Here is a 26,209-nt window from a genome sequence, read left to right on the forward strand (position 1 = left end):
TTTGTCATCCGGCATCAATTTAGTAATTCCTCACACCCTCACTTGACGCAAGTAAAGCCCAGAGTTAAAGTGAACGGGCGTGCTTATTTGAGCATTCATTCTATATTCTGGAATCTCAACTTGTGATGACCAGACCTGAGGGGGCTTATGGACTTGAACTTTAACGATGCAGAGCTGGGTTTTCGTCAACTGGTCCGTCATTTTCTGCAAACTTCATTACCCCAGGCCATCAGCCATAAAGTGCACCATGGAATAGCACTCGAAAAAAACGACTATCAGCAGTGGCAAAAAATATTGCACGCCCAGGGCTGGGGCGCCTCATCCTGGCCTGCTGCTCATGGTGGCACTGGCTGGTCTGCTGTGCAGCGCTATATATTCGAAGAAGAATGCGCCGCTGCCGGTGCGCCTCGCCTGCCACCTTTTGGTATCAAAATGGTGGCACCCGTCATTATGGAATTTGGTTCACCCGAGCAACAGCAGAGATTTTTGTCAAAGATACTGTCCGCCGATGAATGGTGGTGCCAGGGGTATTCTGAGCCGGGTTCTGGCTCTGACCTTGCTTCCGTCAAGACCACGGCTGAACGCAGGCGTGACAGCGAAGGCGAATACTATGTAGTGAATGGTCAAAAGACCTGGACTACGCTGGCGCACTATGCTGACTGGATATTTTGCCTGGTACGTACAGACCACGAAGCCAAGGCCCAGCGCGGTATTTCATTCCTGCTCATAGACATGAAATCCCCCGGCGTCACTGTCAGGCCCATCATCACCATGGACTGCGCACATGAAGTCAATGAAGTCTGGTTTGATGACGTCAAAGTGCCAGCAGCTAACTTGGTGGGTGAAGAAAACAAGGGTTGGACTTATGCCAAGTTTTTGCTGGGACATGAGCGCACCAATATTGCGGGCATAGGCATAGCCAAACGCGAGCTGGCCAGACTGAAAAGAGTGGCCGCGCGTGAATTCAAGAATGGTAAACCGCTCATGGAAGATGCTGCTTTTGCTACACGCGTAGCGCAGGTAGAGATAGACTTGATGGCGCTGGAAATGACCAATCTGCGGGTCTTGTCTGCGGAAGAGCAAAGTCATGCACCCGGGCCGGAAGCATCGATACTAAAGATCAAGGGTACGGAAATACAACAGGCAATTACTGAATTGCTGGTGCAGGCAGTAGGTGAGCAGGCCTTGCCTCTGCGAGACCGTCAGGATACCAGCGAGCTGGCCAGCCCGCTTGCCATCAATTACCTGAACATGCGCAAGCTATCCATCTATGGTGGTTCAAATGAAATACAAAAAAATATCATTGCACAAATGATCATGGGGCTTTGACCCCACGCTGTGAGCGCAGTTTATGACATTGATGTGATGAACCTGGCTATTGCGCGTGAAATTTCCTCAGCGCAAACATGCTTCGCAGTGCAACAAAATGCCCTACAATGTCGGCTTGATTTCAACGCAAGGAAAAACCATGGCCGTTAATTCCCCCATCCCTGTGGCTGCAGATTTGAAACCGGTAGCTGGCATACGCCTGGGCTATGCCGAAGCTGGCATACGCAAGCCCAACCGCAAAGACGTACTAGTCATGGAACTGGCCCCTACGGCAACCGTCTCCGGGGTATTTACGACCAACCGCTTTTGCGCGGCACCTGTGCAAGTCTGCAAAGCGCATCTGGAAGGCCTGCATATGGCATCCAGCCCTATCCGCGCGCTGGTGGTGAACACTGGCAATGCGAATGCCGGTACCGGCGATGCTGGCCTGGCTGCAGCGAATGCAACATGTGCTGCCCTGGCAGAACTGTTGGGTTGTGAAGCTTCCCAAATCCTGCCATTTTCTACTGGCGTGATCCTTGAACAGTTGCCGGTCGACAGGCTGGTAGCTGGTTTGCCAGCAGCTATAGCAAACCTGACAGCGGATAACTGGTTTAATGCCGCTAGCGCCATCATGACTACCGATACCCAGCCCAAGGCGGCATCGGCGACAGTGGAAATCAACGGTAAAACCGTGACCATGACAGGCATCAGCAAAGGCGCAGGCATGATCAAGCCAAATATGGCGACCATGCTGGGCTATCTGGCGATTGATGCCAAGGTTGCGCAAAATGTGCTGGATCACATGGTCAAGCAGGCGGCTGACAAGTCTTTCAATTGCATCACTATTGATGGTGACACGTCCACCAATGATTCCTTCATGCTCATCGCTACAGGTGCGGGTGAAGTTGAAGTCAATGATGTCGAGACACCTGAATATGCCGCATTGGCAGAAGCCGTGACTGCGCTGTCGCAAAAACTCGCCCACATGATTATCCGTGATGGCGAAGGCGCGACCAAGTTCATGACCATTGCAGTGGAAGAAGGCCGTGACGTAGAAGAGTGCCGCAAGATCGCTTACTCCATCGCCCATTCTCCACTGGTAAAAACCGCTTTCTTTGCCTCTGACCCTAACTTGGGCCGCATCCTGGCAGCCATCGGTTATGCCGGTGTGAATGACCTGGATGTCGGCAAACTGAACCTGTATCTGGATGATGTCTGGGTCGCCAAGAATGGTGGCCGTAATCCTGAGTACCGTGAAGAAGATGGCCAGCGCATCATGAAACAGAGCGAGATCACCATACGCGTCAAACTGGCGCGCGGCGATGCGGCAGCGACGGTGTGGACGTGCGATTTGTCGCATGACTATGTCTCCATCAACGCCGACTACCGCTCCTGATCTGGAGAGATAATGACGCAGCTTGATCAATTTCTCTTGCGTGCCGAGCATTTGCTGGGCAGGCTGGAAAACATTCTGCCAGCCAGCACACCAGCACCTGACTGGAATCTGGGCTTTGCCTATCGTTGGCGCAAACGAGGTGGCCAGGGTTATTTGCAGGTCGTGCGTCATGCTTCGACCATAGCACTGGATGACTTGCGCAATGTCGCTGCACAAAAAGCCCAGATAGAACAAAACACCAGGCAATTCGTCCACGGCAAACCAGCCAATAATGTCTTGCTGACAGGTGCCCGTGGTACGGGTAAGTCATCGCTGATCAAGGCTTGCCTGAACCAGTTTTCTGACCAAGGTTTGCGACTCATTGAAGTTGATAAAGCTGACCTGGCTGACTTGCCGGACATTGTCGACTTGATCGCCGAGCGCCCCGAGCGTTTCATCGTCTTTTGTGATGACCTGTCCTTTGAAGAAGGTGAGGCTGGTTACAAGGCTTTGAAGGTGGCACTCGATGGCAGTATTTCTGCTCAGTCTGATAATGTGCTGATCTACGCCACCTCAAACCGCCGCCATCTCTTGCCAGAGAAAATGTCAGACAATGCCAGCTATAAATATAGCGATGATGGCGACCTGCATCCGGGTGAAACGGTAGAAGAAAAAATCTCCCTGTCTGAGCGCTTTGGCCTCTGGGTTTCTTTCTATCCTTTCAAACAGGATGATTACCTCGATATCGTCGCTTACTGGCTGGGCAGCATGGGTTGTACTGCTGCGCAGGTAGAAGAGGCGCGTGGCGATGCCCTGCGCTGGGCTTTGCAGCGCGGTTCGCGTTCTGGCCGTGTAGCCTGGCAATTTGCCCGCGACTATGCTGGCAAGCTGGCGGAGTCCTGAGATGGGTGCAAAACCTGTAGATGTTGCTGTCGGCATCCTGATGAAAGCCAATGGCGATGTCTTGCTGGGGCAGCGTCCCGCTGGCAAACCCTATGAGGGGTATTGGGAATTCCCAGGCGGCAAGGTTGAGCCTGATGAATCCATACTCGACGCTCTCAAGCGCGAATTTCTCGAAGAGCTGGGCATACAAGTGTTGACTGCCGAACCATGGTGCGGCGTAGAGCACATTTACCCGCATGCCCATGTCAGGCTGCATTTCTATATCAGCCGTGAATGGCGAGGTGAACCGCAAAGCCTGGAAGGACAGGCATTTGCCTGGCAGGGTAGTGTAGAGCTCACGCCTTTATTACCTGCCACCATACCGCTGTTGGAATGGCTGGATTTGCTGCGCAAGGACGAGGTCAGTCTGGTTGCTGCAGCTTGAGCACATAACTTAATTTCATTTAATTAGCTTGAATCTTGCAACCAGTGCGCTGGTTTGCGATCCCATTTATCTCCCATCACCCTGAAGAGCATCAGAGCAAACATTAGCTTGTTGGCTCTGTCCCTTTTTCAATCCTGCTTCCTTACACTTTATTGCCACCTGTCTATACTTGGTATCAAGTGCTGCCTGTCTCTTGTCATCAAACTGTCTTTTTATGACAAACAATCCGTAGTATCACTTATTGTCGGATACTTTTTGGGCTGAGATTATCTGTGCTTTATTTTATTACTGATATGTATTGAAAACAATACAGTGTATTGAAAATAGTACAGTGTGCAATTTTTAGTACGCAATAGAGGGTGTTCTCTAGTGCTAAAAGTAGAGGAAAAGTAGTGGCTGTATTAAATTCAATACAGAATTTTGGGTGATTCCAAAATAAATTTTTTAAGTCCTTGAATTTTATCAATAAAATTTTGTGGCACGACGATTGCTATGACTAGTCGCAGTTTCCTTATATGCGATGGAGTGGTGAAATATGAAGCAAGTTGCTGGAATAGCAGGTGCAGTACTTCGTATTGACTTACAGGCAATACGTTATAACTATCGTCTGTTGCGCGGTTTATTGGGCACGGCGAAATGTGGTGCCGCAGTCAAGGCGGACGCTTATGGTGTGGGTGCGGTGCAAGTCGTACAGGCATTGTATGCAGAAGATTGCCGGGATTTCTTTGTCGCCCATTTGCAAGAGGCGATCATTATTCGTGAACATTTGCCTGCGGATGCAGCCATCTATGTCATGCATGGCTCACCAGTTGGGCATGAGGCGGAATTATTGAAATATAACTGCACACCAGTATTGAACAGCCTGCCACAAATGCTGGCCTGGCGTGCATTGGCGCAAAAAGAACAGCGCCGCCTGCCCGCTATCGTGCAGGTTGATACCGGCATGGCCAGAATGGGCTTGTCCGCAGCTGAGGTACGGCAATGGCAGGCCGATGCCAGCTTGGCCGATGGCATAGACCTGCAATACATCATGAGCCATCTGGTCAGTGCCGAAGACCAGGCTAACCCAGTCAATCAACAGCAGTTGCAAGCCTTTAATGCCTTGCGTGCGCAAATCCCGGCTTGCCAGGGTTTGCCAGCCAGCCTGGCCAATTCTTCTGGCATCTTCCTGGGGAAAGACTTTCATTTCGACATGGCCCGTCCTGGCGCTGCCTTGTATGGTGTTGCTCCTGTCGCTGGTCAGGCCAACCCCATGCGTGCCGTTGCCCACCTGCAAGGCCGCATTATACAAACCCGTGAAATCCTGGCTGACACTGGTGTCGGTTATGGATCGACCTGGCGCAGCAACCAGACCACCCGCATAGCCACCGTTGGTGTCGGTTATGCCGATGGCTGGATGCGCAGCCTCAGCAATCGTGGCCTTGCCCATATAGCTGGCCAGGCCGTACCCATGGTCGGTAATGTATCGATGGACACAATCACTCTCGATGTTACTGCAGTCGCCGCAGAACATCTGCAACCCGGCGCACTGGTAGACCTGATTTCTGCAGACAACACGGTAGATCAGGTAGCAGCACGCGCTAACACCATAGGCTATGAAATCCTGACCAGTCTGGGAGGCCGCTATGAGCGTACTTATAGCAATTAAACCTCATTCGTTATTGACGCACAGTTAAAGATAACTGTAGTGCAGCAAAACTTCAGAACAACAGACAAACAGATCAATCCAGCAGTGAGCCGGGAGAAATAAAATGAAAATAGTTATATTGGGTGCAGGTGTTATCGGAACAGCGTCAGCGTATTATCTTGCCAAAGCAGGCCATGAAGTTACCGTCATCGAGCGCCAGCCAGCAGCAGGCCTGGAAACCAGTTATGCCAATGCGGGCGAAGTTTCTCCAGGTTATTCTGCGCCATGGGCGGGCCCCGGTGTTCCCCTGAAAGCGATCAAATGGCTGATGATGCAGCACAGCCCGCTGGCAATACGTCCCAGCTTTGACCCAAGTATGTGGCGCTGGGTCACGCAGATGCTGATGAATTGCACCAGCAAGCGCTATGAAATCAATAAAGGCCGCATGTTGCGTATGGCTGAATACAGCCGCGATATCTTGCAACAATTGCGCAGTGATACCGGCATCAGCTATGACGAACGTACCCAGGGTACGCTGCAATTGTTCCGCAATCAGCAGCAACTCGATGGTGCAGAGGCCGATATCGCCATCCTGAAACGTTACGATGTACCTTATGAAAAACTGGACAAGGCCGGTTGCCTGAAAGTGGAGCCTGCACTGGTCAACGTGCAGGATAAATTTGTCGGTGCCCTGCGCCTGCCAGGTGATGAAACTGGCGATTGCTTCAAATTTACCCAAAGTCTGTCCAAATTCGCGCAAGAACTGGGTGTCCAGTTCAAGTACGGTGTCAGCATACAAAGACTGGTCAAGAGTGGCGATACCATCACTTCTGTCATCACCTCGGAAGGTGAGATCAAGGCAGACTGCTTTGTATTGGCCCTGGGCAGTTACTCCCCGATTCTGCTGAAAGAATTGGGCATCAAGATTCCTGTTTACCCTATCAAGGGCTATTCGATTACCGTCCCCATTACCGACGCACAAAAAGCGCCGGAATCGACGGTCATGGATGAGACCTATAAAGTCGCAATTACCCGTCTGGGCGACCGCATACGTGTCGGTGGTACCGCCGAAATCACTGGCTATAACCTCGACCTGCGCGCAGACCGTCGCGCCACCCTGGAACATTCCGTAACAGACTTGTTCCCTGGTGGCGGTGACGTCAGCAAAGCCGAATTCTGGACTGGCCTGCGTCCCATGACGCCGGACGGCACGCCTGTCATTGGCCCTACACCTTACCGTAACCTGTACCTGAACACCGGCCACGGTACGCTGGGCTGGACCATGGCTTGCGGTTCTGGTCAGTTTATTGCTGACGTGGTTTCTGGCAAACGCCCGGCTATTTCTACTGAAGGTTTATTCATGGACCGTTACGGCAGCGTCAACAGTCCTATTTTTATACACAAGGAGTTGGCATGAATCCAATTGAAGAATTACTGTCATCAACCCAGGTTTTTTCTGATGCCAACCTGAATGCGCGGTTTTTTACCGCCATAGAATTGCTGGCACAAATCATGATGGTAATGCCGCGCACTGCGAACATCACCACCTTGGCTCAAGCCACGGGCAAGACCCCGCGCCTGATACGTTCTATCCTGTCGGTGCTGAGTAAGGATGCCCTGGTCAGCCGTGACAGCAAGGAAAAAGACGCCTGGCATTGCCGTGACTGCAATGGCATCATCACCCTGGCAGATGTCTACCGCAGCTTTGTCAATGCTGAAGAACGCGCTGCCGCCAAGGCAATCGAGAAGTCAGTCCAGGAAGACGAGGCAGAAGTGCCACAGGAAAGACGTAATACCCGCACTTCCAGCCAGCAAAGCGTGGATCTGCTGATGATGCAAGTTAAAATGACGCTCAATCGCGCAGTCTTGCAACAACTGGAGCAATTTGACCTGGGCCGTTTGCGTGGCCTGGCTTCCAACAGCGCCTTCCGTCGCCAGCATGCCCGTCCACGTGGTTATATCCCAGAACCGTATTAATCATACTTGATCAGACTTTCATCGTTTCATCACAAAGCAACGCATGCGCATCAATATCCAGTTCAAGGACAGAGTAGGTATTGCCCACGAAATACTGGCGGTATTGGCGCGTCGCGGGCTCAATGTGGTGGCGGTTGAAGTTGATCCACCCAATATATATATCGACAGCCCTGAACTGCTGGAATTCATGCTCCCCTCATTACAGGCTGACTGCCAGTCTGTACGTGGGGTGGGTGAAATCAAGGTGCTGGATGTCTTGCCCGGCATACGTCGTCGTCTCAATCTCGATACCATGATGGCCGTCATGGAGGATCCGGTGCTGGCGATTGATGCCAGCGGGCATATCGTGATTGCCAATGTTGCTGCTGCCACGGCAACCCGCATGAGTGAAACCAGTCTGTGCCAGCGCAGCCTGAACCAGGTGCTCGATGATGCTGGCATACAGGAAGAATTGGTCAGCTGCGGTTTCCGCCTGCCCAGTCGTGAAGTCAGCCTGAATGGTGAGCCTTATTTCATGGATGTGACGCCGGTATCAGAGCCTCAGGGTCTTGATATTACCCATGGTCGCTCGGTAGGTGCGGTGCTGACCTTCCACGCTCCTACCCGCATAGGCGACCGTCTGCATGCCTTGCAACACTCAGAAGGTAGCGGCTTTCATTTCATCATCGGTGAATCAGAACAGATACGCAGCCTGAAAACCAAGGCAGCGCGCGTGGCCGTGGTCGATGCGCCTTTGCTGATCACAGGCGAGACCGGTACCGGCAAGGAATTGCTGGCTCAGGCTTGCCACGGTGTCAGCGGCCGCAGTAGTGCGGCTTTCCTGGAACTGAATTGCGCAGCCTTGCCAGAAAGCCTTGCCGAGAGCGAATTATTTGGCTATATGTCCGGCGCCTTCACCGGTGCCCAGCGCGGCGGCAAGCCTGGCCTGTTTGAAATGGCTGACGGTGGTACGGTCTTTCTCGATGAGATAGGCGAGATGTCGCTGTACCTGCAGGCCAAACTCCTGCGCTTCCTGAATGACGGCAAGTTCCGCCGCATAGGCAGTGATAAAGAGGTCAAGGTGAATGTGCGCATCATCAGCGCCACTCACAGGAACTTGCGCAAGATGGTGCAGGAAGGCAGTTTCCGTGAAGATCTGTTTTACCGCCTGAATGTCTTGCACCTGGAAATGCCAGCGCTGCGCGAACGTCCTGACGATATTTTGCCGTTAGCCAGGCATTTCATAGAACGTGCGTGTACCCAGGCGCAAAAACCGGTATGTCGTTTGAATTCATCGGCCTGTGCAGCCCTGGTATCCAACCACTGGCCTGGCAATGTCAGGCAATTGCAGAATGTGGTGTTCCGTGCAATTACCATGTCAGACCAGCGCGTGCTGGAAGCGGCAGACCTCGATTGGGCCGAAGGCAGTATTACGGCAGAAGTGGTGAAGAGCGATGCCACCGAGAGCTGGGAGTTGTCAGTGAACGCCTTTGAACGCAGTTTGCTGGAAAACCTGTATCCGCAATATCCATCCAGCCGCAAGCTGGCGACACGCCTGGCGACTTCGCACTCAATGATCGCCACTAAGCTGCGTAAATACGGTATCCCGCAAAAACGCTAAAAACATGTTGACGATCTTGAGCGCGAGCGCAACCGGAGTTCATGCGGGGGCTCATGCGCTGCTCAAAAGGCTCATGTACTAAAGTACATTTCGCTTTTTGCGCTGCGTTTTATATTACGCTGACCCCGCTGACGCACGCCCGCTACAGATCGTAAACACGTTCTAAGTCAGTGACGTGGCTTATTCAGCCAGTTCTTCCGGGTCTTCAGGTAAGTTGACTGCAGGTATTGTGTATTTCTCTTCAGCCCAGGCACCCAGATCAATTTGCTTGCAGCGTTCAGAGCAAAAAGGACGCCAGCGGTTCGCTTCTTTCCATTCCACCTTGGTTTTGCAGGTGGGACAATCAACAAAAGTAGCCATGTTCAGAAATTACAGAGAGTCAGGTCAAACGGGATATCGTTTTCGTAGGCCTTGGGCTTCATGTCGCCATCCTGGGACATAAAACGTATCCACAACATATATTTATTGGCAGAAATTTCGGGTATGGCCCCAAGTTCTTGCAGGACATTGACACGCAATAGCTGATAAACCTTGCCTTGCAGCATCTGCTGATAGCTGCCAGCCTGGGCAATGACTTTCGATGTGGCGCCAGATTCACGTAGCAGGCGCAAGACCACATTAATGGCATCAAACAGCGGGGCGATAGGGGCAAACCAGGCGCTGATGTCGGCAAAGCGCTTTTCTGCCGGATTTTTTTGCCAGGCATGGTAGCTGGGCAAGTCAAATTCGCAGGCCCCGCCAGGGATGATGGTGCGGCCGCGTATGCTCATCAGCCATTCATTGTCACGCACGTTCTGGCCGGTTTTTCCTGTGCTGCCAACCAGGCCGCTACTGGCGCGGTCTACGTCATCCAACACTTTGTCCAGCATGTCTGCCTGCACATTGGGATTGGATTTGAAACTGATGAGCGTATGTCTTTGTCTTTCGAGTTCTTGCAAGAGATCGGATTTGAGGTCGGCACGACCAGCGACTTCCAACATTTCGAAAATGGTGGCAAGGGCAACGTGATGCTGCATGGGGTCAGACTGATGTAAGAAAAACGTGAATTTTTCGTATAAGTCTTCCAGCCGCAATAACGTGCGAATACGCTCGTTAAAAGGGTATTCGTAAACAATCAAAATAGTTTCCCTGTCAAAATTTGGTGCCAATCAAAGCTGCACATGATTCTGAACCATACTGTGTGAAATTACAAACACCGCGTGCAGATTTCCATTATATTTTTTTGTAGGGAAATGTTGCATGCGCTGCGCATCTTCACTTGTTGCTCCCTGCAAAAATCAGATACTGCCTGTGCAGACGTAAAACTTCTTCCCGTATATTTTTCAGGTCACCGTCATTGACGATGACATCATCTGCTGCAGCCAGTCTGTCCTGTCTTGTGGCCTGGTTACGCATGATCGCTACTACCTGCTCCCTGCTTAACTGATTGCGTGACATGACGCGCCTGATCTGCGTCTCTTCATCACAATCGACTACCAGAATACGGTCTACTCGTTTCTTCCAGTTGCCAGACTCAACCAGCAGGGGGACGACAAAAATGCGGTAATCGCCCTTGGCTGCTGCCGCCGCGCGCTCGGTTTCCGTGCGTATCAATGGATGCAGTATGGCTTCCAGCTTGAGTTTTTGCGCAACATCTGCAAACACCAGTTGTCGTATGGCAGCTCTGTCCATGGCACCATCTGCTGCGATAAATTCGTCACCAAATTGTGTGCGTATGGCGGGGATGGCCAAGCCACCCGGTACTGTCAACTGATGGGCGATCAGGTCGGTATCAATGAGCGCTGCGCCCAGTTCGCCCAGCATATTGGCAATCGTGGTTTTACCACTGCCTATGCCACCTGTCAGACCCAGTGAAAATCCAGATGAAACTCCCCCGGTCATTACAAGGTACTCAGATAAAAGTCGACAATTTGCCGGCCCCAGATCAGGGCAATCAAACCGGCACCAGTCAGATAGGGGCCAAAAGGTATCTCAGTTTCCCAACCAAATTTCTTCGAGACGATTTGTGCGATGCCTATGATAGAACCAACCAATGTTGATAATAAAATAATGACAGGCAGCATGCTCCAGCCCATCCATGCGCCAAAGGCTGCCAGCAATTTAAAATCACCATAGCCAAAACCTTCTTTGCCGCGTGTCAGCTTATAAATCCAGTAGACGGACCACAGTGACAGGTATCCGATAACGGCACCTAATACCGCGTCTTTCAAGGGGACAAAGCCGCCGTAGGCATTGAGCAGCAAACCCAGCCACATCAAACCCAGCGTCAGGTCGTCCAGCAGCAATTTGTGATCAAGGTCGATGAAAGTCATGGCGATCAGCAGCCAGACGAAAACCACGGCAGCCATGCCGACTACGCCACTACCGAAGTGCCAGATCATGCCCGCAGTGAGCAAGGCCGTCAGTGCCTCTATCAGCGGATAGCGTATGGAGATTTTGGCCTTGCAGCCTGTGCATTTGCCACCAATGACGAGGTAGCTGATGACCGGTATATTTTCCAGTTCAGTAATCTTGTGCCCACAATGCGGGCAGGCAGACCCTGGCAGCATCAGATTGAATTTATCCTGATGTGGCAATTCTTCCTGGCGTTGCTCGGCAACAAAATTATCTACCTCGCGCAAGTACATTTTTGGCAGACGGTAGATCACCACATTCAAAAAGCTGCCGATCAAGAGCCCCAATAGCCCGAAGGCTATTGTGGACAAATAATCATGCGGCATTGCAAAAAGTAATACTTCCATTATCCCGCAACCGAACCCATTTTGAAGATAGGCAAGTACATGGCAACCACCAGACCACCAATGACCACACCGAGAATCACCATGATGATAGGCTCCATCAGACTCGATAGTGCAGCAACGGCTTCATCAACTTCATCTTCATAAAAGTCGGCAACTTTACCCAGCATTTGATCCAGCGCGCCTGATTCTTCACCGATCGCCACCATTTGGGTGACCATGGATGGGAATACATTGGAATTTTGCATGGCTACCGTCAGGCTGGTACCTGTACTAACTTCAGTCTGGATTTTGATCGTCGCATCCAGATAGACGGCATTACCGGCAGCGCCACCAACAGAATCCAGCGATTCAACCAAAGGTACACCCGCCGCAAACATGGTCGCCAGCGTGCGCGTCCAGCGGGCTATGGTTGCTTTTTTTATCACATCGCCAAAAATCGGTGCCTGTAACAGCAATCTATCCATGGTTTGCTGCATTTTCAATGAGCGGCGCCATGTCTGGAAAAAGAAGTAAATACTGCCAAACAGGCCACCAAAGATGATGTACCAGTATTTGACGAAATTGTCAGAAATGTTCATGACGATCAGTGTTGGTGCCGGTAACTCTGCGCCAAAGCTGCTGAACGCCTGTTTAAACGCAGGAACCACCCAGATCATGATAACGGCGGTGACGATGAAAGCGATACCCAGAATGGCAATAGGATAAGTCAGTGCTGACTTGATCTTGGCCTTGATGGCCATGGTTTTTTCTTTGTAGATGGCCAGACGGGTCAGCAAGTCTTCCAGAATACCAGCTTGCTCACCTGCACCCACCAGATTACAGAACAGCGGGTCAAAATACAGTGGAAATTTGCGGAAAGCCGCGTTCAGGCTGGTCCCGGTTTCTACGTCACCACGGATATCCTGCAATAACTTGGACACTGAGGGGTTGCTATGGCCTTTAGACACAATATCAAAAGATTGCAACAGAGGTACACCTGCCTTCATCATGGTAGCCAATTGGCGCGTGAACAAGGTGATGTCCTTGTCAGTAATTGCCTTGCCCGAGGTATAACTCTTCTTTTTTAATTTGGTAACAAGGATGCCTTGTCTGCGCAAGGTGGCATTCACGATGGCTTCACCGCCAGCACGTGTCTCACCCCTGACGACCTTGCCAAATTTGTCCTTGCCTTCCCAGGCATACAATTGCTCTTTGGGTTGGCCTGCTTTTGCCGATTTTGCCAGATTGGTTGCCATATTAATTTTCTCTTATTATTCGTTGGTACATCCGAGGACTTCTTCGAGGCTGGTCAGTCCCTGTCTGACTTTCATTAATCCGGATTGACGTAAATTCCTGATACCCTCGCGTTGTGCCTGTTCTTCAATATCAAGGGCACCGGCGCTGGCAAGAATCAGGCGTTCTATAGGCTCTGAAATAGGCATCAACTGGTAGATGCCGACACGCCCCTTATAACCGCCGCCATTACAGCGTTCGCAACCTACCGGGCCATAAGGCTTCCAGGTACCATCCAGATCATCATCCTTGAAACCGGCCTGCAGCAAGACTTCATCGAGTATCTCAACAGGTTTCTTGCAAGTGCACAGACGGCGTGCCAGCCTTTGTGCCGTAATCAGGATGACAGATGAAGCGATATTAAACGGGGCCACACCCATATTCATCAAGCGGGTCAGGGTGGCTGGCGCATCATTGGTATGCAGAGTGGAAAACACCATGTGGCCGGTTTGCGCAGCCTTGATGGCAATATCGGCGGTTTCCAGGTCGCGAATCTCACCGACCATGATGACATCAGGATCCTGACGCAAGAAAGACTTCAGGGCCACGGCAAAAGTCAGGCCAGCTTTGTCGTTGACGTTGACCTGATTTACGCCAGGCAAGTTAATCTCCGCCGGATCTTCTGCCGTCGAAATATTGATGCCAGGCTTATTGATAACGTTAAGGCAAGTGTACAGAGAGACAGTTTTGCCGGAGCCTGTGGGCCCTGTGACCAGCACCATGCCGTAGGGGCGTTGAATGGCATCCAGCAAAATGGCTTTATGGTCTGGATCGTAGCCCAGGGCATCAATACCCATCTGCGCTTGCGAACCGTCCAGGATACGCATAACGATCTTTTCACCAAACAGGGTAGGCAAGGTGCTCACACGAAAGTCGATGGACTTGTTGGCATTCAATTGCAATTTCATGCGACCATCTTGCGGAATACGTTTTTCCGAGATGTCGAGTTTGGAAATAACCTTGATACGGGAAGACAGTTTGTCCTTGATGGCCAGTGGTGGCTGGGCAATCTCCCGGAGCTCACCGTCGACACGGAAGCGTATGCGATAGAATTTTTCGAAAGGCTCAAAATGTAAATCTGATGCACCAAGATTAATGGCGTCAATCAGCATTTTTTGCAGGAACTTGACAACAGGTGCATCATCAATTTCTGTTGCTTGCGCTTCTGCAGCTGCACCTGCGCCGAGATCATCTTCCTTGAATTCCAGCTCAAATTCATCGCCACCGATTTCGTTCAGACTTTGTTCAGAAGACTTACCCAGTTTTTCCAGTAATTTGACCAAGGCATCGTGTTGCACGATGATAATGTCTATGCCCAGGCCAGTCTGGAATTTGACCTGATCCAGGGCAGAGTTATTGGTCGGGTCAGATATCGCCAGCGAGACTTTATTGCCTTTTTTGGCAATGGCAATCAGGCGCTGCGACTGCATGAGTTTTTGATCGACCAGTTTTTCGGGGATCTGTGACTCATTGATCAGTGATAAATCCAGCAAGGGGTAGCCAAAGGCGTCTGAGCAAAATGTTGCCAGATCGCGCGCGCTGACCGTGCCACTTTGCGTCAGTGCATCAATGAAACCGCTTTTATCTGCCTGTGCTTTCTTATTGACAGTGTCAACCTGGGCAGGGGTCAATAAGTTGGCCTGCGTCAACGCTCTTGCCAGGCCAGAGCTTGGCATCTGGGATGCTGAATTTGGTAAGACTGCGGACATAGGATCTTTTGAGTAAAATTTGCCAATACAATCAGTTGCTTCAGGATAATGCAACTAAGCCTGTTATTTGTAAAGTCGTTCCCTAGCGCGCAGGCCTGGGAATGGGCAAAAAATGCAGCGCTGCAACAGCTGCATCAAGTTTTAAATCTATCTGCTATTGACGACAAAGATTTACCGCTTCTTTACTCTGTATAGAATGTTTTCTGGCAAATTGCCACGCCGAATTTACCAGTCTTTTATTTCCGTGGCGGCGCACGGATTTTAAGCAGGGGTGCGACCCTGCTTAATTTTGTAACAATCTGTTAAATCCACTCAATTTGCGATTTAATGATTCCTGCCAACTGCAAAGGCGCACAGCTTGACCATTGCCTGTTTATACTGATTGTCTGGCCAGGCTGAAATGGCAGCGGCTGCACGGTCCGCCGCTTTCACAGCTTCATTTTGTGTATATGCAAGCGCACCTGACTGAGTAATTGCAGCCAGTATGGCATCAAATTTGGATTCATCGCCGTTTTCTATGCAGGCGCGCACCAGTTCGCGTTCTTCTGCCGTACCGTTTTTCATCAGATAGATCAAAGGCAGGGTAGGTTTGCCTTCGCGCAAGTCATCGCCAACGTTTTTGCCTATGTCTTCGGCATTGCCAGAATAATCCAGCACATCATCAATCAATTGAAAAGCCGTACCCAAAGATCGGCCATATTCGCCGGCAGCTTCGATCTCTGCCTGATTGGCTCCAGCGATGAGTGCACCGATTTCTGCTGCCGCTTCAAACAGCTTGGCGGTTTTTGAGCGTATTACCTGCAGGTAGCGTTCTTCAGTCACGTCAGGGTCATGCATATTCAGCAACTGCAAAACTTCGCCTTCAGCGATGACATTCGTTGCATCCGCCAGGATTTGCATGATTTGCATGCTATTGATGGACACCATCATCTGGAAGGCGCGAGAATACAAAAAGTCACCGACCAGCACTGAGGCAGCATTACCAAACAAAGCATTGGCGGTCTTGCGGCCACGGCGCATGGAGGACTCATCCACCACGTCATCATGCAACAGGGTAGCTGTATGGATGAATTCGACGATGGCGGCCAGCTCATGATGATGCTTGCCCTTATACTGGAAAGCATTTGCCACCAGCAGGACCAGTACCGGGCGTATGCGTTTGCCACCTGCGCTGATGATGTATTCAGCGATCTGGTTGACCAGGGCAACTTCTGAGTGCAATTTGTTGCGAATTACCTGATTCACTTCGTCCATATCGACGGCGATCAGTTCAGTGATGGGGTTTTGGTTGTTTGTGGCAGACAAGGGAGAACCTGCATAAGAATCCGGGATGAGCGCGATTATACGATGCAGTGCTGGTATTTGCTTGAATTGCACCAGTTCTCTTGCGCTTCATCCATTTATCAGCAGCCAATTGCTTGTTTACTATGGGTGTGCTGAAAAAATATGCAAATAGTCTTTGACGCTTTTGGCTGGATTATGTACAATTTGGGGTTTTCCCGACTTCCCAGGTGTGTTTTTGTCTGGCGGGGAGAAAATTCCTAATTTTTATTTGATGAGGTTTCACATGTACGCGGTCATAAAAACCGGTGGCAAACAATATAAAGTTGTCGCTGGTGAAAAACTTAAAGTAGAACAGATACCTGCAGACATTGGCTCCGAAATCACCATTGATCAAGTGCTCGCATTGGGCGCTGGCGAGACCATTAAATTTGGTGCTCCATTGGTCGCAGGTGCTACGGTGCTGGCTAAGGTTATAGATCACGGTCGTCACGACAAAGTGCGCATTTTCAAAATGCGTCGTCGTAAGCACTATCAGAAACGTCAAGGCCATCGCCAAAACTACACTGAATTGCAAATCGTTTCTATCAACGGCTAATCTGTAGATCAGCAATCAATCTACCTGTATAAGGAGCTAATTAAAAATGGCACACAAAAAAGGCGGCGGCACCACGCGCAACGGTCGTGACTCAGAATCAAAACGCCTTGGCGTTAAAGTTTACGGCGGCCAGGCTATCAATGCTGGCGGTATCATCATTCGTCAACGCGGCACTCGCGTACACGCTGGTGAAAACGTTGGTATGGGCAAAGACCATACTTTGTTCGCACTGGTTAACGGCAAAGTACAATTCGCAATCAAAGGTGCAGCACGTCACCAGTTCGCAATTGTAGTTGCAGACGCAGCAGCGTAATGCTTTGAAGTAATTCAAAGCAGGGCGCAAGCCAGTATGATAAAAAGGCTCTGCCATCGGTAGGGCCTTTTTAGTTGGATCAGTCTCCGATCCAACTCATTGCGGCAATCCTTTACCGCAAGCTCACCTCTCCGTAAGTACGCCCTGCATAAGCAGTTTGGTGTTTACCCTTTTAATTTGAAGAAATCCTGTATAAATTTATTGTTCCATCAGGTTACAAAAATTTATACAAGCTTTTTTAGGTGGTAAAAATGAAATTTATTGATGAAGCCCGTATCGAAGTAATCGCCGGCGATGGTGGCAATGGTGTGGCATCCTTTTGCCGTGAAAAATTCCGTCCATTTGGCGGCCCTGACGGTGGGGATGGCGGCCGTGGCGGCAGTATCTGGGCTGTAGCTGACCGTAATATCAACACTCTGGTTGATTATCGCTATTCCAAATTGCATAAAGCCAAAGATGGTGAAAATGGCCGTGGTGCAGACTGTTATGGCAAAGGCGCTGACGATATCCGTCTGCGCATGCCAGTTGGCACGCAAATTTGCGACAGAAATACCGATGAAGTCATCGCCGATCTGACTGAACATGGTCAGGAAGTTGAACTCGTCAAAGGCGGCGAGGGCGGCTGGGGTAATATCCACTTCAAGACTTCGACCAACCGTGCGCCACGTCAGCGCTCTGATGGTAAAGAAGGTGAACGCCGTGAATTGCGCCTGGAATTGAAAGTACTGGCTGACGTAGGTCTCCTGGGTTTGCCAAATGCCGGTAAGTCGACTTTCATTACTGCAGTATCGAACGCACGCCCGAAAATCGCTGATTATCCTTTCACGACCCTGCATCCTAACCTGGGCATGGTCCGTGTCAGCCATGAAAAAAGCTTCGTCATCGCCGATATTCCTGGCCTGATCGAAGGCGCAGCTGATGGTGCTGGTCTGGGCATACAGTTCCTCAAGCATTTGCAGCGCACAGGTTTGCTCTTGCACATCGTTGATCTGGCACCGTTTGATGAAGCCGTCGACCCTGTCAAAGAAGCCAAGGCCCTGATCAAGGAATTGCGTAAATACGACGAAAGCCTGTATGAGAAGCCACGCTGGCTGGTTCTCAACAAGCTCGACGTGCTGACTGAAGATGAGCGCAAGAAAAAGGTTAAAGACTTTATTAAGCGCTTTGCCTGGAAGGGCCCAGTCTTTGAAATCTCCGCATTGAATCGTGAAGGTTGCGAAGAGCTGGTGACCGAAATCTATAAATATCTGGAAGAAAAGCGTACGCATGAACAGCGTTCGCAAGAAACCACGATGAAAGAAGAGGCGCAGGGTATCTTGTCCATTGATCCGGATGATCCGCGTTTTAAAGTAATAGAAGACTAAAAAAAGACCTGGTGAAAGCCAGGTTTTTTTATGTCTGCCATTAACTGATCATCAGTTGCTAATCAATTGTTCATCAAGCGCCTCGTACCCACGAACAATTGAATATCAATGATTATTTTGATATTGAAATAATTTCTTTTTAATAATGAAAATCTCATAAAAAGTAGAATATAGCTTTTAAATGTGAATTAAATTTAGATTGCAACGAAAGTATCCATATAAAGTATAATTTTGATTTGTTTGCCGCTTTAGAGTGGCAGCGTCGCCAAATCACATTCGTATTCATTTATGCAATCTGTCATTCAGCAAGCAAAACGTTTGATTATCAAAGTAGGTTCATCTCTGGTCACCAATGATGGCAAGGGGTTGGACAAGCAAGCCATTGCCAAATGGGCTGCCCAGATCGCTGGCCTGCGTGCCATGGGCAAGGAAGTCGTCCTGGTCAGCTCCGGTGCCATTGCTGAAGGCCGGCAACGCCTGGGTTTTGACAAGCGACCGACCGCCATCCACGAATTGCAGGCTTGTGCTGCCGTGGGCCAAATGGGCCTGGCACAAATTTACGAGAGCAGCTTTCGCGAGCATCAGCTAGGTACGGCTCAAATCTTATTGACGCATGCCGACCTGGCAGACCGTGAACGTTACCTGAATGCGCGGTCGACGCTGTTCACCTTGCTGCGCCTGGGCATAGTCCCCATCATCAATGAAAATGACACGGTGGTTACTGATGAAATCAAGTTTGGTGACAATGACACCCTTGGTGCTCTGGTCGCTAATTTGATTGAAGCCGATGCCCTCATTATCCTGACCGACCAAAAGGGCTTGTACACCGCTGACCCCCGCAAAGACCCGAATGCCACCTTCGTCCATGAAGCCAGGGCAGGTGACCTGACGCTGGAAGCCATGGCTGGCGGTGCTGGTTCCAGTCTTGGCAGTGGCGGCATGCTGACCAAGATACTGGCAGCAAAACGAGGTGCCCGTTCAGGCGCGCATACCGTCATCGCCTGGGGTCGTGAAGACAATGTCTTGCTGCGTCTGGCGCAAGGTGAAGCCATAGGTACACAATTGATTTCGCAAATGGCACCAATGGCTGCGCGCAAGCAATGGATGATGGATCATCTACAGACCTTGGGCCAGGTCGTACTGGATGCCGGCGCAGTGCAAAAACTGACACGCGAAGGCAAGTCCTTGTTGCCGATAGGCGTGCTGGATGTGCGCGGTGAATTCAGTCGTGGTGCAGTAGTTACTCTTTGCGATGAAGCGGGTACGTCAGTGGCCAGGGGATTGATTAACTATTCAAGCGCAGATGCACGCCGCATCAAGCGCCATGCTTCTTCTGAAATTGAATTCATACTTGGTTTTGTTGAAGAATCTGAACTCATACACCGCGATAATTTGGTTTTGTTATAAATCAGACATAAAAAATGGGCGGATGAATTTGTTCAAATTCATCCGCCCATTTTATTCCTGCATCTTGTTACAGCATTTTAGTAATACGACATCTTTTTCCCGCGCAGCTTGTCCAGCAACACACTGGCTTTGCCTGCTATGGTTTTGCCTTCGCAAAAATAATCAGAGAACAAAGTAGCATGCTGTTTGTTGGCGCCAGTGTTGATGATGGCATCCCACTGATTGCGGCGCGAACGCGACCAGGTGCCGTCCGGACGGCCAAAGGCATATAGTTTGACTTCATACGATTGACAGCGCAGGCCTTCATAACTGATGTTCTTGGCACCACCAGAACTGGTGGCAACCAAGGTGTAGCGTATGGTGCCATCCGTTGCTACGGTGAGAGACTTGGTGTCAATTGCAAAAGACTGGCTGGGGCTCTTGTAAAAATTCAAGAGATTTTCGGCCTTTGGTGCTTCAGGCAATTGCAGCGCGACTTCATGCCATTCCTTGTCATCTTCTTCAAGGTCCGCTGCATGGGCAAAGCTGACTGGCAGCAAGGCGAGGGTAATGATGACGATATGACCTAATTTTTTATTCAACATAAATTATTTGGATTCTTCCGGCTCGGTTTTCTTGCAATCCTGATTTTTTTGCGACTGCTGCGACTGCTGCGATTGTTGCGACTGTTGCTGATTACGCAAATAGCGGCTGCGATTGGAGTTGGGATGCTCGGTACGGTGCACATAGCGTGACAATTCCTGCAAGGCCAGTTGATACACGCCGCGCTTGAATTCAATCACTACATCCAGAGGTACCCAATAGTCATGCCAGCGCCATGCATCAAATTCAGGATGGGTGCTGGCCCGCAGATTGACATCGCAATCACGGCCTATCATGCGCAACAGGAACCAGATCTGTTTTTGCCCGCGATAATGCCCGCGGATTTCACGCTTGATAAAATGATCCGGCACTTCATAGCGCAGCCAGTCACGGGTACGACCTATGACTTTGACATGCTCAGGCAGTAAGCCGGTTTCTTCTTCGAGTTCCCGGTACATGGCCTGTTCTGGGGACTCACCATATTTAATGCCCCCCTGGGGGAATTGCCAGGAGTGCTCGCGCACCCGCTTTCCCCACCAGACTTCATTGTTGGCGTTTAGCAAAATTATGCCAACGTTAGGGCGGAAGCCTTCACGATCCAGCATGTTCAACCTCAAAACTTTCTGTGGCTAAACGGCTTGCTCCTGCAATAGATAGCGTAGAGAGCGTTTGTTTCGTCGAAAAATACCGCTTTTTTCAGCGGACAGCCCCCATGGAGGCGAACAAATCGCAGTTTCCTTCATCAAATGTGCAAAGAGTGGGCGCATTAGCCAGCTAATCCTTTAAAATTGAGTTGATTATAACCCTCCATTTAAAAAGAATCACTGTCATGCGTGCTACACGATTTTTTATTTCTACACAGAAAGAAGCTCCTGCCGATGCCGAGATCGTCAGCCATAAACTGATGATGCGTGCGGGCATGATTAAACGCCTCGGTTCCGGCATCTATAACTACATGCCCATGGGCTTGCGTATTATCCGCAAAGTAGAGAATATTGTTCGTGAAGAAATGAATCGCGCCGGTGCGATAGAAATGCTGATGCCCGTCGTGCAACCTGCAGAACTCTGGCAAGAAACTGGCCGCTGGGACAAGATGGGCCCGGAGCTCATGCGCGTCAAAGACCGCCATGGCCGCGATTACATCATCCAGCCTACTTCGGAAGAAGCGATCACGGATGTCATACGCACAGAAATCCGCTCTTATCGCCAGTTGCCGGTGAACTTCTATCACATCCAGACCAAGTTCCGTGACGAGCGCCGTCCACGTTTTGGTCTCATGCGTGGCCGTGAGTTCACCATGAAGGATGCCTATTCCTTTGACCGCGATGTCGAAGGCATGCAAAAGTCTTATGAAATCATGTACGACGCCTACACCCGTATCTTCCAGCGTTTTGGCCTGGAATTCCGTGCGGTAGCTGCCGATAATGGCGCGATTGGTGGTTCTGGCTCACATGAATTCCACGTCATTGCCGACACTGGTGAAGACGCGCTGGTGTATTGCCCGACTTCTGATTACGCCGCCAATATGGAAGCAGCAGAAGCTTTGCCGACACAAACCAGCCGCCCAGCCGCTGCTGCCGCGCTGACCAGGACTGCCACGCCTGGTAAAGCCAAGTGTGAAGATGTTGCGCAATTGTTGGGTATTCCGCTGGAAACCACGGTCAAGTCCATCGTGCTGGCTGTTGATGCAGAAAAAGACAGCGGCAAGCCAGCACAAATCTGGCTGCTGCTGTTGCGCGGTGACCATGAACTCAATGAAGTCAAGGCAGGCAAGATCGCTGGCATGGCCAACTACCGCTTTGCGACTGAGGCTGAAATTGTCGAACATTTTGGCACCAAGCCAGGCTACCTCGGCCCTATAGGTACACAAAAACCAGTCAATATCGTGGCTGACAGAACCGTTGCCAACATGGCTGACTTTGTCTGTGGCGCGAATGAAACTGACTTCCACTTCACCGGTGCCAACTGGGGCCGCGATTTGCCTGAGCCAGCAGTTGCTGATTTGCGCAATGTCGTGGCTGGTGATCCATCACCAGATGGCAAAGGTGTGCTGGCTATCCAGCGCGGTATTGAAGTTGGCCATGTATTCCAGCTCGGCACCCGCTATTCCGACGACATGAAAGCCACTTTCCTTGATGAAAACGGCAAGCCACAATTACTGCAAATGGGTTGTTATGGCATAGGCGTCACCCGCATCCTGGGCGCAGCCATAGAACAGAATTTTGATGACAAGGGCATTATCTGGCCAACGGCGATTGCACCGTTTGAGGTCGTCATCTGCCCTATGGGCATGGACCGCAGCGAAGCCGTCAGGACCGAGGCTGAATCGCTGTACCACGCCTTGCTGGCGGCTGGTGTTGACGTGATACTGGATGACCGTGGCGAACGCCCTGGTGCCATGTTTGCGGACTGGGAACTGATAGGCGTACCGCACCGTGTCGTCATTGGTGACCGTGGCCTCAAGGAAGGCAAGCTGGAATATCTGGGCCGTCGTGATACTGAAGCCAGCATTGTGCCTGTGGCCGGGATGCTGGCCTTCATCCAGGCCAAGATGGCTGATAAATAAGCCGCAGGATGAAGTATTTTTTCTTGCGCTTTTGCGTCTGGTGCAAAGGAAGATGTAGCGATAGCAGCAAGTTTGGTCTGCAAGCCATGCAAGTGATCCATGTGATGTATGCAGGGTGGAAAAAATCCACTCTGCATCTGGCTGTCTGCCTGCTGGCGGTTTCTGTGTTACCAGCGCAAGCCGGTAATCAAAAAGAAGAAGCCATGGCAGACTCTGTACGTCTTGCGCTGGCCAAAGCTGTGTCTGATTCCACGCCACCTAAACCTACGTTTGCCAATATCGAAGAACGTATTAAATACCTCAACTGGCAGGGGGAGATGGCCACCCGCCTGAAGCGGCGCATCCCCGATTTGCAGACCCGCAAGGAATTGCTGGATGCCATCTGGTATGAATCCAAGCGAGCTGGTCTGGATGTTGCCATGGTCATGGGTTTGATACAGGTAGAGTCTGCCTTCCGCAAGTATGCGACTTCTGTGGTTGGTGCGCGCGGTTATATGCAGGTCATGCCATTCTGGTCGCGCGTGATTGGTGATGGCGACGCAAAAAAACTGTTTCAGATGCAGACAAACCTGCGTTATGGCTGCTCGATTTTGCGACTGTACATAGATATGGAAAAGGGTGATCTTTACCTGGCCCTGGGTCGCTACAATGGTAGCCGTGGCCGCCCTGAATATCCAAAAGCCGTACTGTCCAACTGGAAGAACTGGGAATTCACCGGCTGATTCATTTGTTGAGTAAAATCGGCCTCGCTGCTCAGGTAGCAATTGACGCTACTCCAAGTCTTGTAAAACTATCCTTTTAATAAATGACGGGTCAAGTATGATCGGGCATTCCAAAATGCCCGATCATATTCAGGATAAACCAAGACCGGACATGCAGGCACTCTATTACCACCAAGAATTTGGCAGTACAGACTGGCGTAAACTATTGCGCTCACGCTGGCAATTGTTGCTGACGGTATTGCTTGTCCACCTCTTGTTAATCATATTATGGCCAAGTATCACCAGGCATAAAAACGAAGCGAGCGCCCCACTGGCGTTTGTTGTGCGCATGCTGGAAGCACCAGAACAACACAAGCCTGAGAAGTTTGTGCCTGCGACCAAACCACTGCTGCCACCCAGTCAATTGCCTGTGTCAAATAAACCCCGCACACCGGCCGGGCCAGCTACGCCCAGCATACCCATTACCAGTAACGCAGATACAGGCATCACCACTGTCCCGGCAGCGAATGCAGAAGCAGGCACACCCACATTGACTGGTGAGAGCCCTGTCGTCATCCAGCGTGACATCAGCAAAGTCATCAAGCAGGTGGAGCGCGAAATGCCGAACCGCATTCTGACAGATATCAAGCCAGAAAAATCATCCATGGTGCAATTCGGCATCAATGTCGCAGCTGCTGCCCGCCCACGTGGCACCAGCTACCAGAACATCACCATGTCAGATGGCACCGCCATGACCAAGGTGACGACATCAGCAGGGTCATATTGTGTGATAGGTGCCAAGCCCGGCGCAGATATCACCAGGACTCCTGGCATACAAACTGTCAGTTGCGGCAGTTATTGAGGTGAGGGCAGATCCATGCTGGCAGTTTCTTATCGCCCGGCTGCTCAAGGGAATGCATGGCGTATATTGCTCGGAGTCCTCTTGTTACACGCGGCTTTGTATATGCTGTGGCCGCAGTTGAAAGCGATGCACAGGGATGAATTGACTCAGGCAATGAGTGGCAGCCTGATTTTTTTGAAACAGCCTGAGCAAGTGAAACTGACACCGCGTCTGCCAGTAACACAGGATTTTGCAGAACCATCCCGGCAAGGCAAATTCATACAGGCACCACGACACAGTTCTGCTATCAGTGTTACTGACCAGGCGACTGTCAGTGACAAGCAGGGATCGATTCATTCGGTCGAACAAGAACGGACAAGTCCCCCAACAGAAGCTACCATTACCCGTGATACGCGAGAGATTTTCAATGGCCTGAAAAAAGATTTTCAGTACCGTGATCAGGTCAGTGCCAAAGTAGCGCCTTCGGCGATGGGGAAATTTGGTGCGGCGGTAAAGTCAGCATCTGCCATTATGCGTGAAAACTATAAACATGAAGTGCAGATCCTTGGTGATGGCAGGCCAGTGTCAGAAGTAGCGACGCCTTATGGCACCTATTGCATCGCGCATCGCAAGCCGGGTGAAATTCTGGGTAATGAGCAACCTGCCGTGCCTGGGGCTTGCGTCAAGTTTTAATCCGAATTCAAAGGCAGAAAACAAAAATGCCCGCGCGATGCGGGCATTTTTGTTTGGGATGGGACTGACTGCTTCCCTTGAGTTTCCCAAAGCAACTACGGAAATCTCTTCCTGAAAATCAGGACAGATGACCGGAAATGAGTTTAGTCATTTCAAACATGGACACTTGTTTCTTGCCATCGAAAACGGCTTTCAATTTGTCATCCGCGTTGATGTTGCGTTTGTTTGCTTCATCTTGCAGTTTGTGTTTCTTGATGTATTCCCATACTTTTTTAGTGACTTCAGTACGAGGAATCGCTGCTGCGCCGATGACTGCTGCCAGAACTGGAGAGATAGTCATAGGTTTCATGAACGCTGCATTTGGCTTGCGTGCTGCTGCTGGTTTGGCCGCCGCTGCTTTTTTAGGAGCTGCTGCTTTTGCTGCCGGTTTAGCTGCTGCCTTTGGAGCTGCTGCTTTCGCTGCCGGTTTAGCTGCTGGTTTAGCCGCTGCTTTAGCTGCCGGTTTTGCTGCTGGTTTCTTTGGTGCTGTTGCCATAAATAGCCTCCTTCACAAATTTCGTGGACGGAGCTTTGATCGTTTTGAAAAGCTCCTGCATTGCGTCACTTCACGCATCGCTAATAGTGGTGCGGTTTTTACAGGGATGCAAGTGTTTTTTGTGGGTTTTTAGTGAAAAAGTGCAGGAATTTGCCTGTCGTTGGATTTCCGCATAAAAAAATGCCGGATTAGCGCCATTTTGGCTGCTATCCGGCATTTTTCCATAGGGGGAAATGCGAACAGAAATACTGAGAAAAATTTAGCGGAATTTAGAACTCATTTCATAAATAGGATGAGTGCGAACAAGACGATTTGGGATGCAGTGCAAGGCGTGACCTGCAGCTAAGGCTCCTGCCTTAGCAAAGGGCACAACGCTGCAATGCGCCCAA

The 26,209-nt window shown here is 50.6% G+C and carries 26 protein-coding genes; 16 read left to right on the top strand and 10 right to left on the bottom strand.

The annotated features are described in order from the left end of the window. Positions 1-147 precede the first annotated feature (147 nt). From AC07OI_RS14355 to AC07OI_RS14390, 8 genes are all read left to right on the top strand, one after another. Positions 148-1,329 carry an acyl-CoA dehydrogenase family protein gene (locus AC07OI_RS14355; protein WP_492703426.1) on the top strand — a complete coding sequence of 394 codons (1,182 nt, stop codon included), beginning with the start codon at positions 148-150 and terminating at the stop codon, positions 1,327-1,329. A gap of 139 nt (positions 1,330-1,468) precedes the next feature. Then, a complete protein-coding gene (gene argJ, locus AC07OI_RS14360; RefSeq protein WP_492703427.1) occupies positions 1,469-2,707 on the top strand; it encodes a bifunctional glutamate N-acetyltransferase/amino-acid acetyltransferase ArgJ in 1,239 nt (412 codons plus the stop codon). Positions 2,708-2,719: 12 nt separating this feature from the next. Further along, positions 2,720-3,589: an ATP-binding protein gene (locus AC07OI_RS14365; RefSeq protein ID WP_495257716.1), complete on the top strand. Its 870-nt coding sequence runs from the start codon at positions 2,720-2,722 to the stop codon at positions 3,587-3,589. 1 nt (position 3,590) lies between these two features. After that, the gene (locus AC07OI_RS14370; RefSeq protein ID WP_495257717.1) at positions 3,591-4,013 is read left to right on the top strand and encodes an NUDIX domain-containing protein; all 423 of its coding nucleotides are present in this window, start codon (positions 3,591-3,593) and stop codon (positions 4,011-4,013) included. Between the two features lie 535 nt (positions 4,014-4,548). Continuing rightward, a complete protein-coding gene (gene alr, locus AC07OI_RS14375; protein WP_495257718.1) occupies positions 4,549-5,661 on the top strand; it encodes an alanine racemase in 1,113 nt (370 codons plus the stop codon). A 103-nt stretch (positions 5,662-5,764) separates the two neighbouring features. Further along, the gene (locus AC07OI_RS14380) at positions 5,765-7,057 is read left to right on the top strand and encodes a D-amino acid dehydrogenase (RefSeq protein WP_492703430.1); all 1,293 of its coding nucleotides are present in this window, start codon (positions 5,765-5,767) and stop codon (positions 7,055-7,057) included. Continuing rightward, positions 7,054-7,617, top strand: a complete 564-nt coding sequence (locus tag AC07OI_RS14385) for a hypothetical protein (protein WP_495257719.1) — start codon at positions 7,054-7,056, stop codon at positions 7,615-7,617. The genes AC07OI_RS14380 and AC07OI_RS14385 overlap by 4 nt, the downstream gene beginning before the upstream one ends. A 43-nt stretch (positions 7,618-7,660) precedes the next feature. Then, complete coding sequence (locus AC07OI_RS14390; protein ID WP_495257720.1) at positions 7,661-9,217, top strand: sigma-54-dependent transcriptional regulator; 1,557 nt, start codon at positions 7,661-7,663, stop codon at positions 9,215-9,217. A gap of 180 nt (positions 9,218-9,397) precedes the next feature. Here the strand turns inward: AC07OI_RS14390 and AC07OI_RS14395 are convergent, their stop codons facing one another. The 7 genes from AC07OI_RS14395 to ispB all read right to left on the bottom strand — a co-directional run bounded on the left by AC07OI_RS14395 (position 9,398) and on the right by ispB (position 16,244). Then, positions 9,398-9,577: a DNA gyrase inhibitor YacG gene (locus AC07OI_RS14395; RefSeq protein ID WP_162039882.1), complete on the bottom strand. Its 180-nt coding sequence runs from the start codon at positions 9,575-9,577 to the stop codon at positions 9,398-9,400. 2 nt (positions 9,578-9,579) lie between these two features. Then, the gene (gene zapD / locus AC07OI_RS14400) at positions 9,580-10,335 is read right to left on the bottom strand and encodes a cell division protein ZapD (protein ID WP_492703644.1); all 756 of its coding nucleotides are present in this window, start codon (positions 10,333-10,335) and stop codon (positions 9,580-9,582) included. A 136-nt stretch (positions 10,336-10,471) separates the two neighbouring features. Then, positions 10,472-11,098, bottom strand: coding sequence for a dephospho-CoA kinase (coaE, locus tag AC07OI_RS14405; RefSeq protein ID WP_492703433.1), 627 nt, complete (start codon positions 11,096-11,098; stop codon positions 10,472-10,474). After that, complete coding sequence (locus tag AC07OI_RS14410) at positions 11,098-11,958, bottom strand: prepilin peptidase (protein ID WP_492703434.1); 861 nt, start codon at positions 11,956-11,958, stop codon at positions 11,098-11,100. Before AC07OI_RS14410 ends, coaE begins: the two co-directional genes overlap by 1 nt. Then, positions 11,958-13,193 (bottom strand): type II secretion system F family protein, encoded by a 1,236-nt coding sequence (locus tag AC07OI_RS14415; RefSeq protein WP_492703435.1) that lies wholly within the window; start codon positions 13,191-13,193, stop codon positions 11,958-11,960. The genes AC07OI_RS14410 and AC07OI_RS14415 overlap by 1 nt, the downstream gene beginning before the upstream one ends. Positions 13,194-13,208: 15 nt before the next feature. After that, on the bottom strand, positions 13,209-14,939 hold the full coding sequence (gene pilB, locus AC07OI_RS14420; RefSeq protein WP_492703436.1) for a type IV-A pilus assembly ATPase PilB: 1,731 nt from the start codon (positions 14,937-14,939) through the stop codon (positions 13,209-13,211). A gap of 324 nt (positions 14,940-15,263) precedes the next feature. Continuing rightward, on the bottom strand, positions 15,264-16,244 hold the full coding sequence (gene ispB, locus AC07OI_RS14425; RefSeq protein WP_492703645.1) for an octaprenyl diphosphate synthase: 981 nt from the start codon (positions 16,242-16,244) through the stop codon (positions 15,264-15,266). 262 nt (positions 16,245-16,506) lie between these two features. Here ispB and rplU point away from each other — a divergent pair, with 262 nt between their 5' ends. From rplU to proB, 4 genes are all read left to right on the top strand, one after another. Beyond that, a complete protein-coding gene (gene rplU / locus AC07OI_RS14430; protein ID WP_110255243.1) occupies positions 16,507-16,818 on the top strand; it encodes a 50S ribosomal protein L21 in 312 nt (103 codons plus the stop codon). A 46-nt stretch (positions 16,819-16,864) separates the two neighbouring features. Next, complete coding sequence (gene rpmA / locus AC07OI_RS14435) at positions 16,865-17,131, top strand: 50S ribosomal protein L27 (RefSeq protein WP_492703437.1); 267 nt, start codon at positions 16,865-16,867, stop codon at positions 17,129-17,131. Between the two features lie 251 nt (positions 17,132-17,382). After that, positions 17,383-18,495: a GTPase ObgE gene (obgE, locus tag AC07OI_RS14440; protein ID WP_110255241.1), complete on the top strand. Its 1,113-nt coding sequence runs from the start codon at positions 17,383-17,385 to the stop codon at positions 18,493-18,495. A gap of 288 nt (positions 18,496-18,783) precedes the next feature. Then, positions 18,784-19,902 (top strand): glutamate 5-kinase, encoded by a 1,119-nt coding sequence (gene proB, locus AC07OI_RS14445; protein WP_495257721.1) that lies wholly within the window; start codon positions 18,784-18,786, stop codon positions 19,900-19,902. Positions 19,903-19,979: 77 nt separating this feature from the next. On the opposite strand, the gene AC07OI_RS14450 is transcribed toward proB, so the two are convergent. Both AC07OI_RS14450 and AC07OI_RS14455 read right to left on the bottom strand, forming a co-directional pair. Further along, positions 19,980-20,486, bottom strand: coding sequence for a CNP1-like family protein (locus tag AC07OI_RS14450; RefSeq protein ID WP_492703439.1), 507 nt, complete (start codon positions 20,484-20,486; stop codon positions 19,980-19,982). 3 nt (positions 20,487-20,489) lie between these two features. Continuing rightward, complete coding sequence (locus tag AC07OI_RS14455; protein ID WP_495257722.1) at positions 20,490-21,089, bottom strand: RNA pyrophosphohydrolase; 600 nt, start codon at positions 21,087-21,089, stop codon at positions 20,490-20,492. Between the two features lie 224 nt (positions 21,090-21,313). Here AC07OI_RS14455 and AC07OI_RS14460 point away from each other — a divergent pair, with 224 nt between their 5' ends. The 4 genes from AC07OI_RS14460 (at position 21,314) to AC07OI_RS14475 (ending at position 25,285) form a co-directional block, all read left to right on the top strand. After that, positions 21,314-23,050 carry a proline--tRNA ligase gene (locus AC07OI_RS14460; protein WP_495257723.1) on the top strand — a complete coding sequence of 579 codons (1,737 nt, stop codon included), beginning with the start codon at positions 21,314-21,316 and terminating at the stop codon, positions 23,048-23,050. Positions 23,051-23,136: 86 nt separating this feature from the next. Continuing rightward, positions 23,137-23,772 (top strand): lytic transglycosylase domain-containing protein, encoded by a 636-nt coding sequence (locus AC07OI_RS14465; protein WP_495257724.1) that lies wholly within the window; start codon positions 23,137-23,139, stop codon positions 23,770-23,772. 115 nt (positions 23,773-23,887) lie between these two features. Continuing rightward, positions 23,888-24,613 (top strand): hypothetical protein, encoded by a 726-nt coding sequence (locus AC07OI_RS14470; protein WP_495257725.1) that lies wholly within the window; start codon positions 23,888-23,890, stop codon positions 24,611-24,613. 15 nt (positions 24,614-24,628) lie between these two features. Further along, complete coding sequence (locus tag AC07OI_RS14475) at positions 24,629-25,285, top strand: hypothetical protein (protein WP_495257726.1); 657 nt, start codon at positions 24,629-24,631, stop codon at positions 25,283-25,285. A gap of 118 nt (positions 25,286-25,403) precedes the next feature. Here the strand turns inward: AC07OI_RS14475 and AC07OI_RS14480 are convergent, their stop codons facing one another. Then, positions 25,404-25,820: an SWIB/MDM2 domain-containing protein gene (locus AC07OI_RS14480; protein WP_495257727.1), complete on the bottom strand. Its 417-nt coding sequence runs from the start codon at positions 25,818-25,820 to the stop codon at positions 25,404-25,406. Between the last annotated feature and the right edge of the window lie 389 nt (positions 25,821-26,209).

The organism is Undibacterium sp. GW821-FHT07F11 (genome assembly GCF_059418665.1).

Bases quoted from the DNA above. Each gene is read 5' to 3' on its own strand.
- rpmA (WP_492703437.1), top strand. From the start codon at position 16,865: ATGGCACACAAAAAAGGCGGCGGCACCACGCGCAACGGTCGTGACTCA.
- AC07OI_RS14410 (WP_492703434.1), bottom strand. From the start codon at position 11,958: ATGGAAGTATTACTTTTTGCAATGCCGCATGATTATTTGTCCACAATA.
- alr (WP_495257718.1), top strand. From the start codon at position 4,549: ATGAAGCAAGTTGCTGGAATAGCAGGTGCAGTACTTCGTATTGACTTA.
- proB (WP_495257721.1), top strand. From the start codon at position 18,784: ATGCAATCTGTCATTCAGCAAGCAAAACGTTTGATTATCAAAGTAGGT.
- AC07OI_RS14450 (WP_492703439.1), bottom strand. From the start codon at position 20,486: ATGTTGAATAAAAAATTAGGTCATATCGTCATCATTACCCTCGCCTTG.
- AC07OI_RS14370 (WP_495257717.1), top strand. From the start codon at position 3,591: ATGGGTGCAAAACCTGTAGATGTTGCTGTCGGCATCCTGATGAAAGCC.
- AC07OI_RS14465 (WP_495257724.1), top strand. From the start codon at position 23,137: ATGCAAGTGATCCATGTGATGTATGCAGGGTGGAAAAAATCCACTCTG.
- pilB (WP_492703436.1), bottom strand. From the start codon at position 14,939: ATGTCCGCAGTCTTACCAAATTCAGCATCCCAGATGCCAAGCTCTGGC.
- AC07OI_RS14355 (WP_492703426.1), top strand. From the start codon at position 148: ATGGACTTGAACTTTAACGATGCAGAGCTGGGTTTTCGTCAACTGGTC.
- AC07OI_RS14455 (WP_495257722.1), bottom strand. From the start codon at position 21,089: ATGCTGGATCGTGAAGGCTTCCGCCCTAACGTTGGCATAATTTTGCTA.
- obgE (WP_110255241.1), top strand. From the start codon at position 17,383: ATGAAATTTATTGATGAAGCCCGTATCGAAGTAATCGCCGGCGATGGT.
- AC07OI_RS14470 (WP_495257725.1), top strand. From the start codon at position 23,888: ATGCCCGATCATATTCAGGATAAACCAAGACCGGACATGCAGGCACTC.
- AC07OI_RS14385 (WP_495257719.1), top strand. From the start codon at position 7,054: ATGAATCCAATTGAAGAATTACTGTCATCAACCCAGGTTTTTTCTGAT.
- AC07OI_RS14415 (WP_492703435.1), bottom strand. From the start codon at position 13,193: ATGGCAACCAATCTGGCAAAATCGGCAAAAGCAGGCCAACCCAAAGAG.
- AC07OI_RS14390 (WP_495257720.1), top strand. From the start codon at position 7,661: ATGCGCATCAATATCCAGTTCAAGGACAGAGTAGGTATTGCCCACGAA.
- rplU (WP_110255243.1), top strand. From the start codon at position 16,507: ATGTACGCGGTCATAAAAACCGGTGGCAAACAATATAAAGTTGTCGCT.
- AC07OI_RS14480 (WP_495257727.1), bottom strand. From the start codon at position 25,820: ATGGCAACAGCACCAAAGAAACCAGCAGCAAAACCGGCAGCTAAAGCA.
- AC07OI_RS14395 (WP_162039882.1), bottom strand. From the start codon at position 9,577: ATGGCTACTTTTGTTGATTGTCCCACCTGCAAAACCAAGGTGGAATGG.
- AC07OI_RS14380 (WP_492703430.1), top strand. From the start codon at position 5,765: ATGAAAATAGTTATATTGGGTGCAGGTGTTATCGGAACAGCGTCAGCG.
- AC07OI_RS14475 (WP_495257726.1), top strand. From the start codon at position 24,629: ATGCTGGCAGTTTCTTATCGCCCGGCTGCTCAAGGGAATGCATGGCGT.
- coaE (WP_492703433.1), bottom strand. From the start codon at position 11,098: ATGACCGGGGGAGTTTCATCTGGATTTTCACTGGGTCTGACAGGTGGC.
- AC07OI_RS14460 (WP_495257723.1), top strand. From the start codon at position 21,314: ATGCGTGCTACACGATTTTTTATTTCTACACAGAAAGAAGCTCCTGCC.
- argJ (WP_492703427.1), top strand. From the start codon at position 1,469: ATGGCCGTTAATTCCCCCATCCCTGTGGCTGCAGATTTGAAACCGGTA.
- AC07OI_RS14365 (WP_495257716.1), top strand. From the start codon at position 2,720: ATGACGCAGCTTGATCAATTTCTCTTGCGTGCCGAGCATTTGCTGGGC.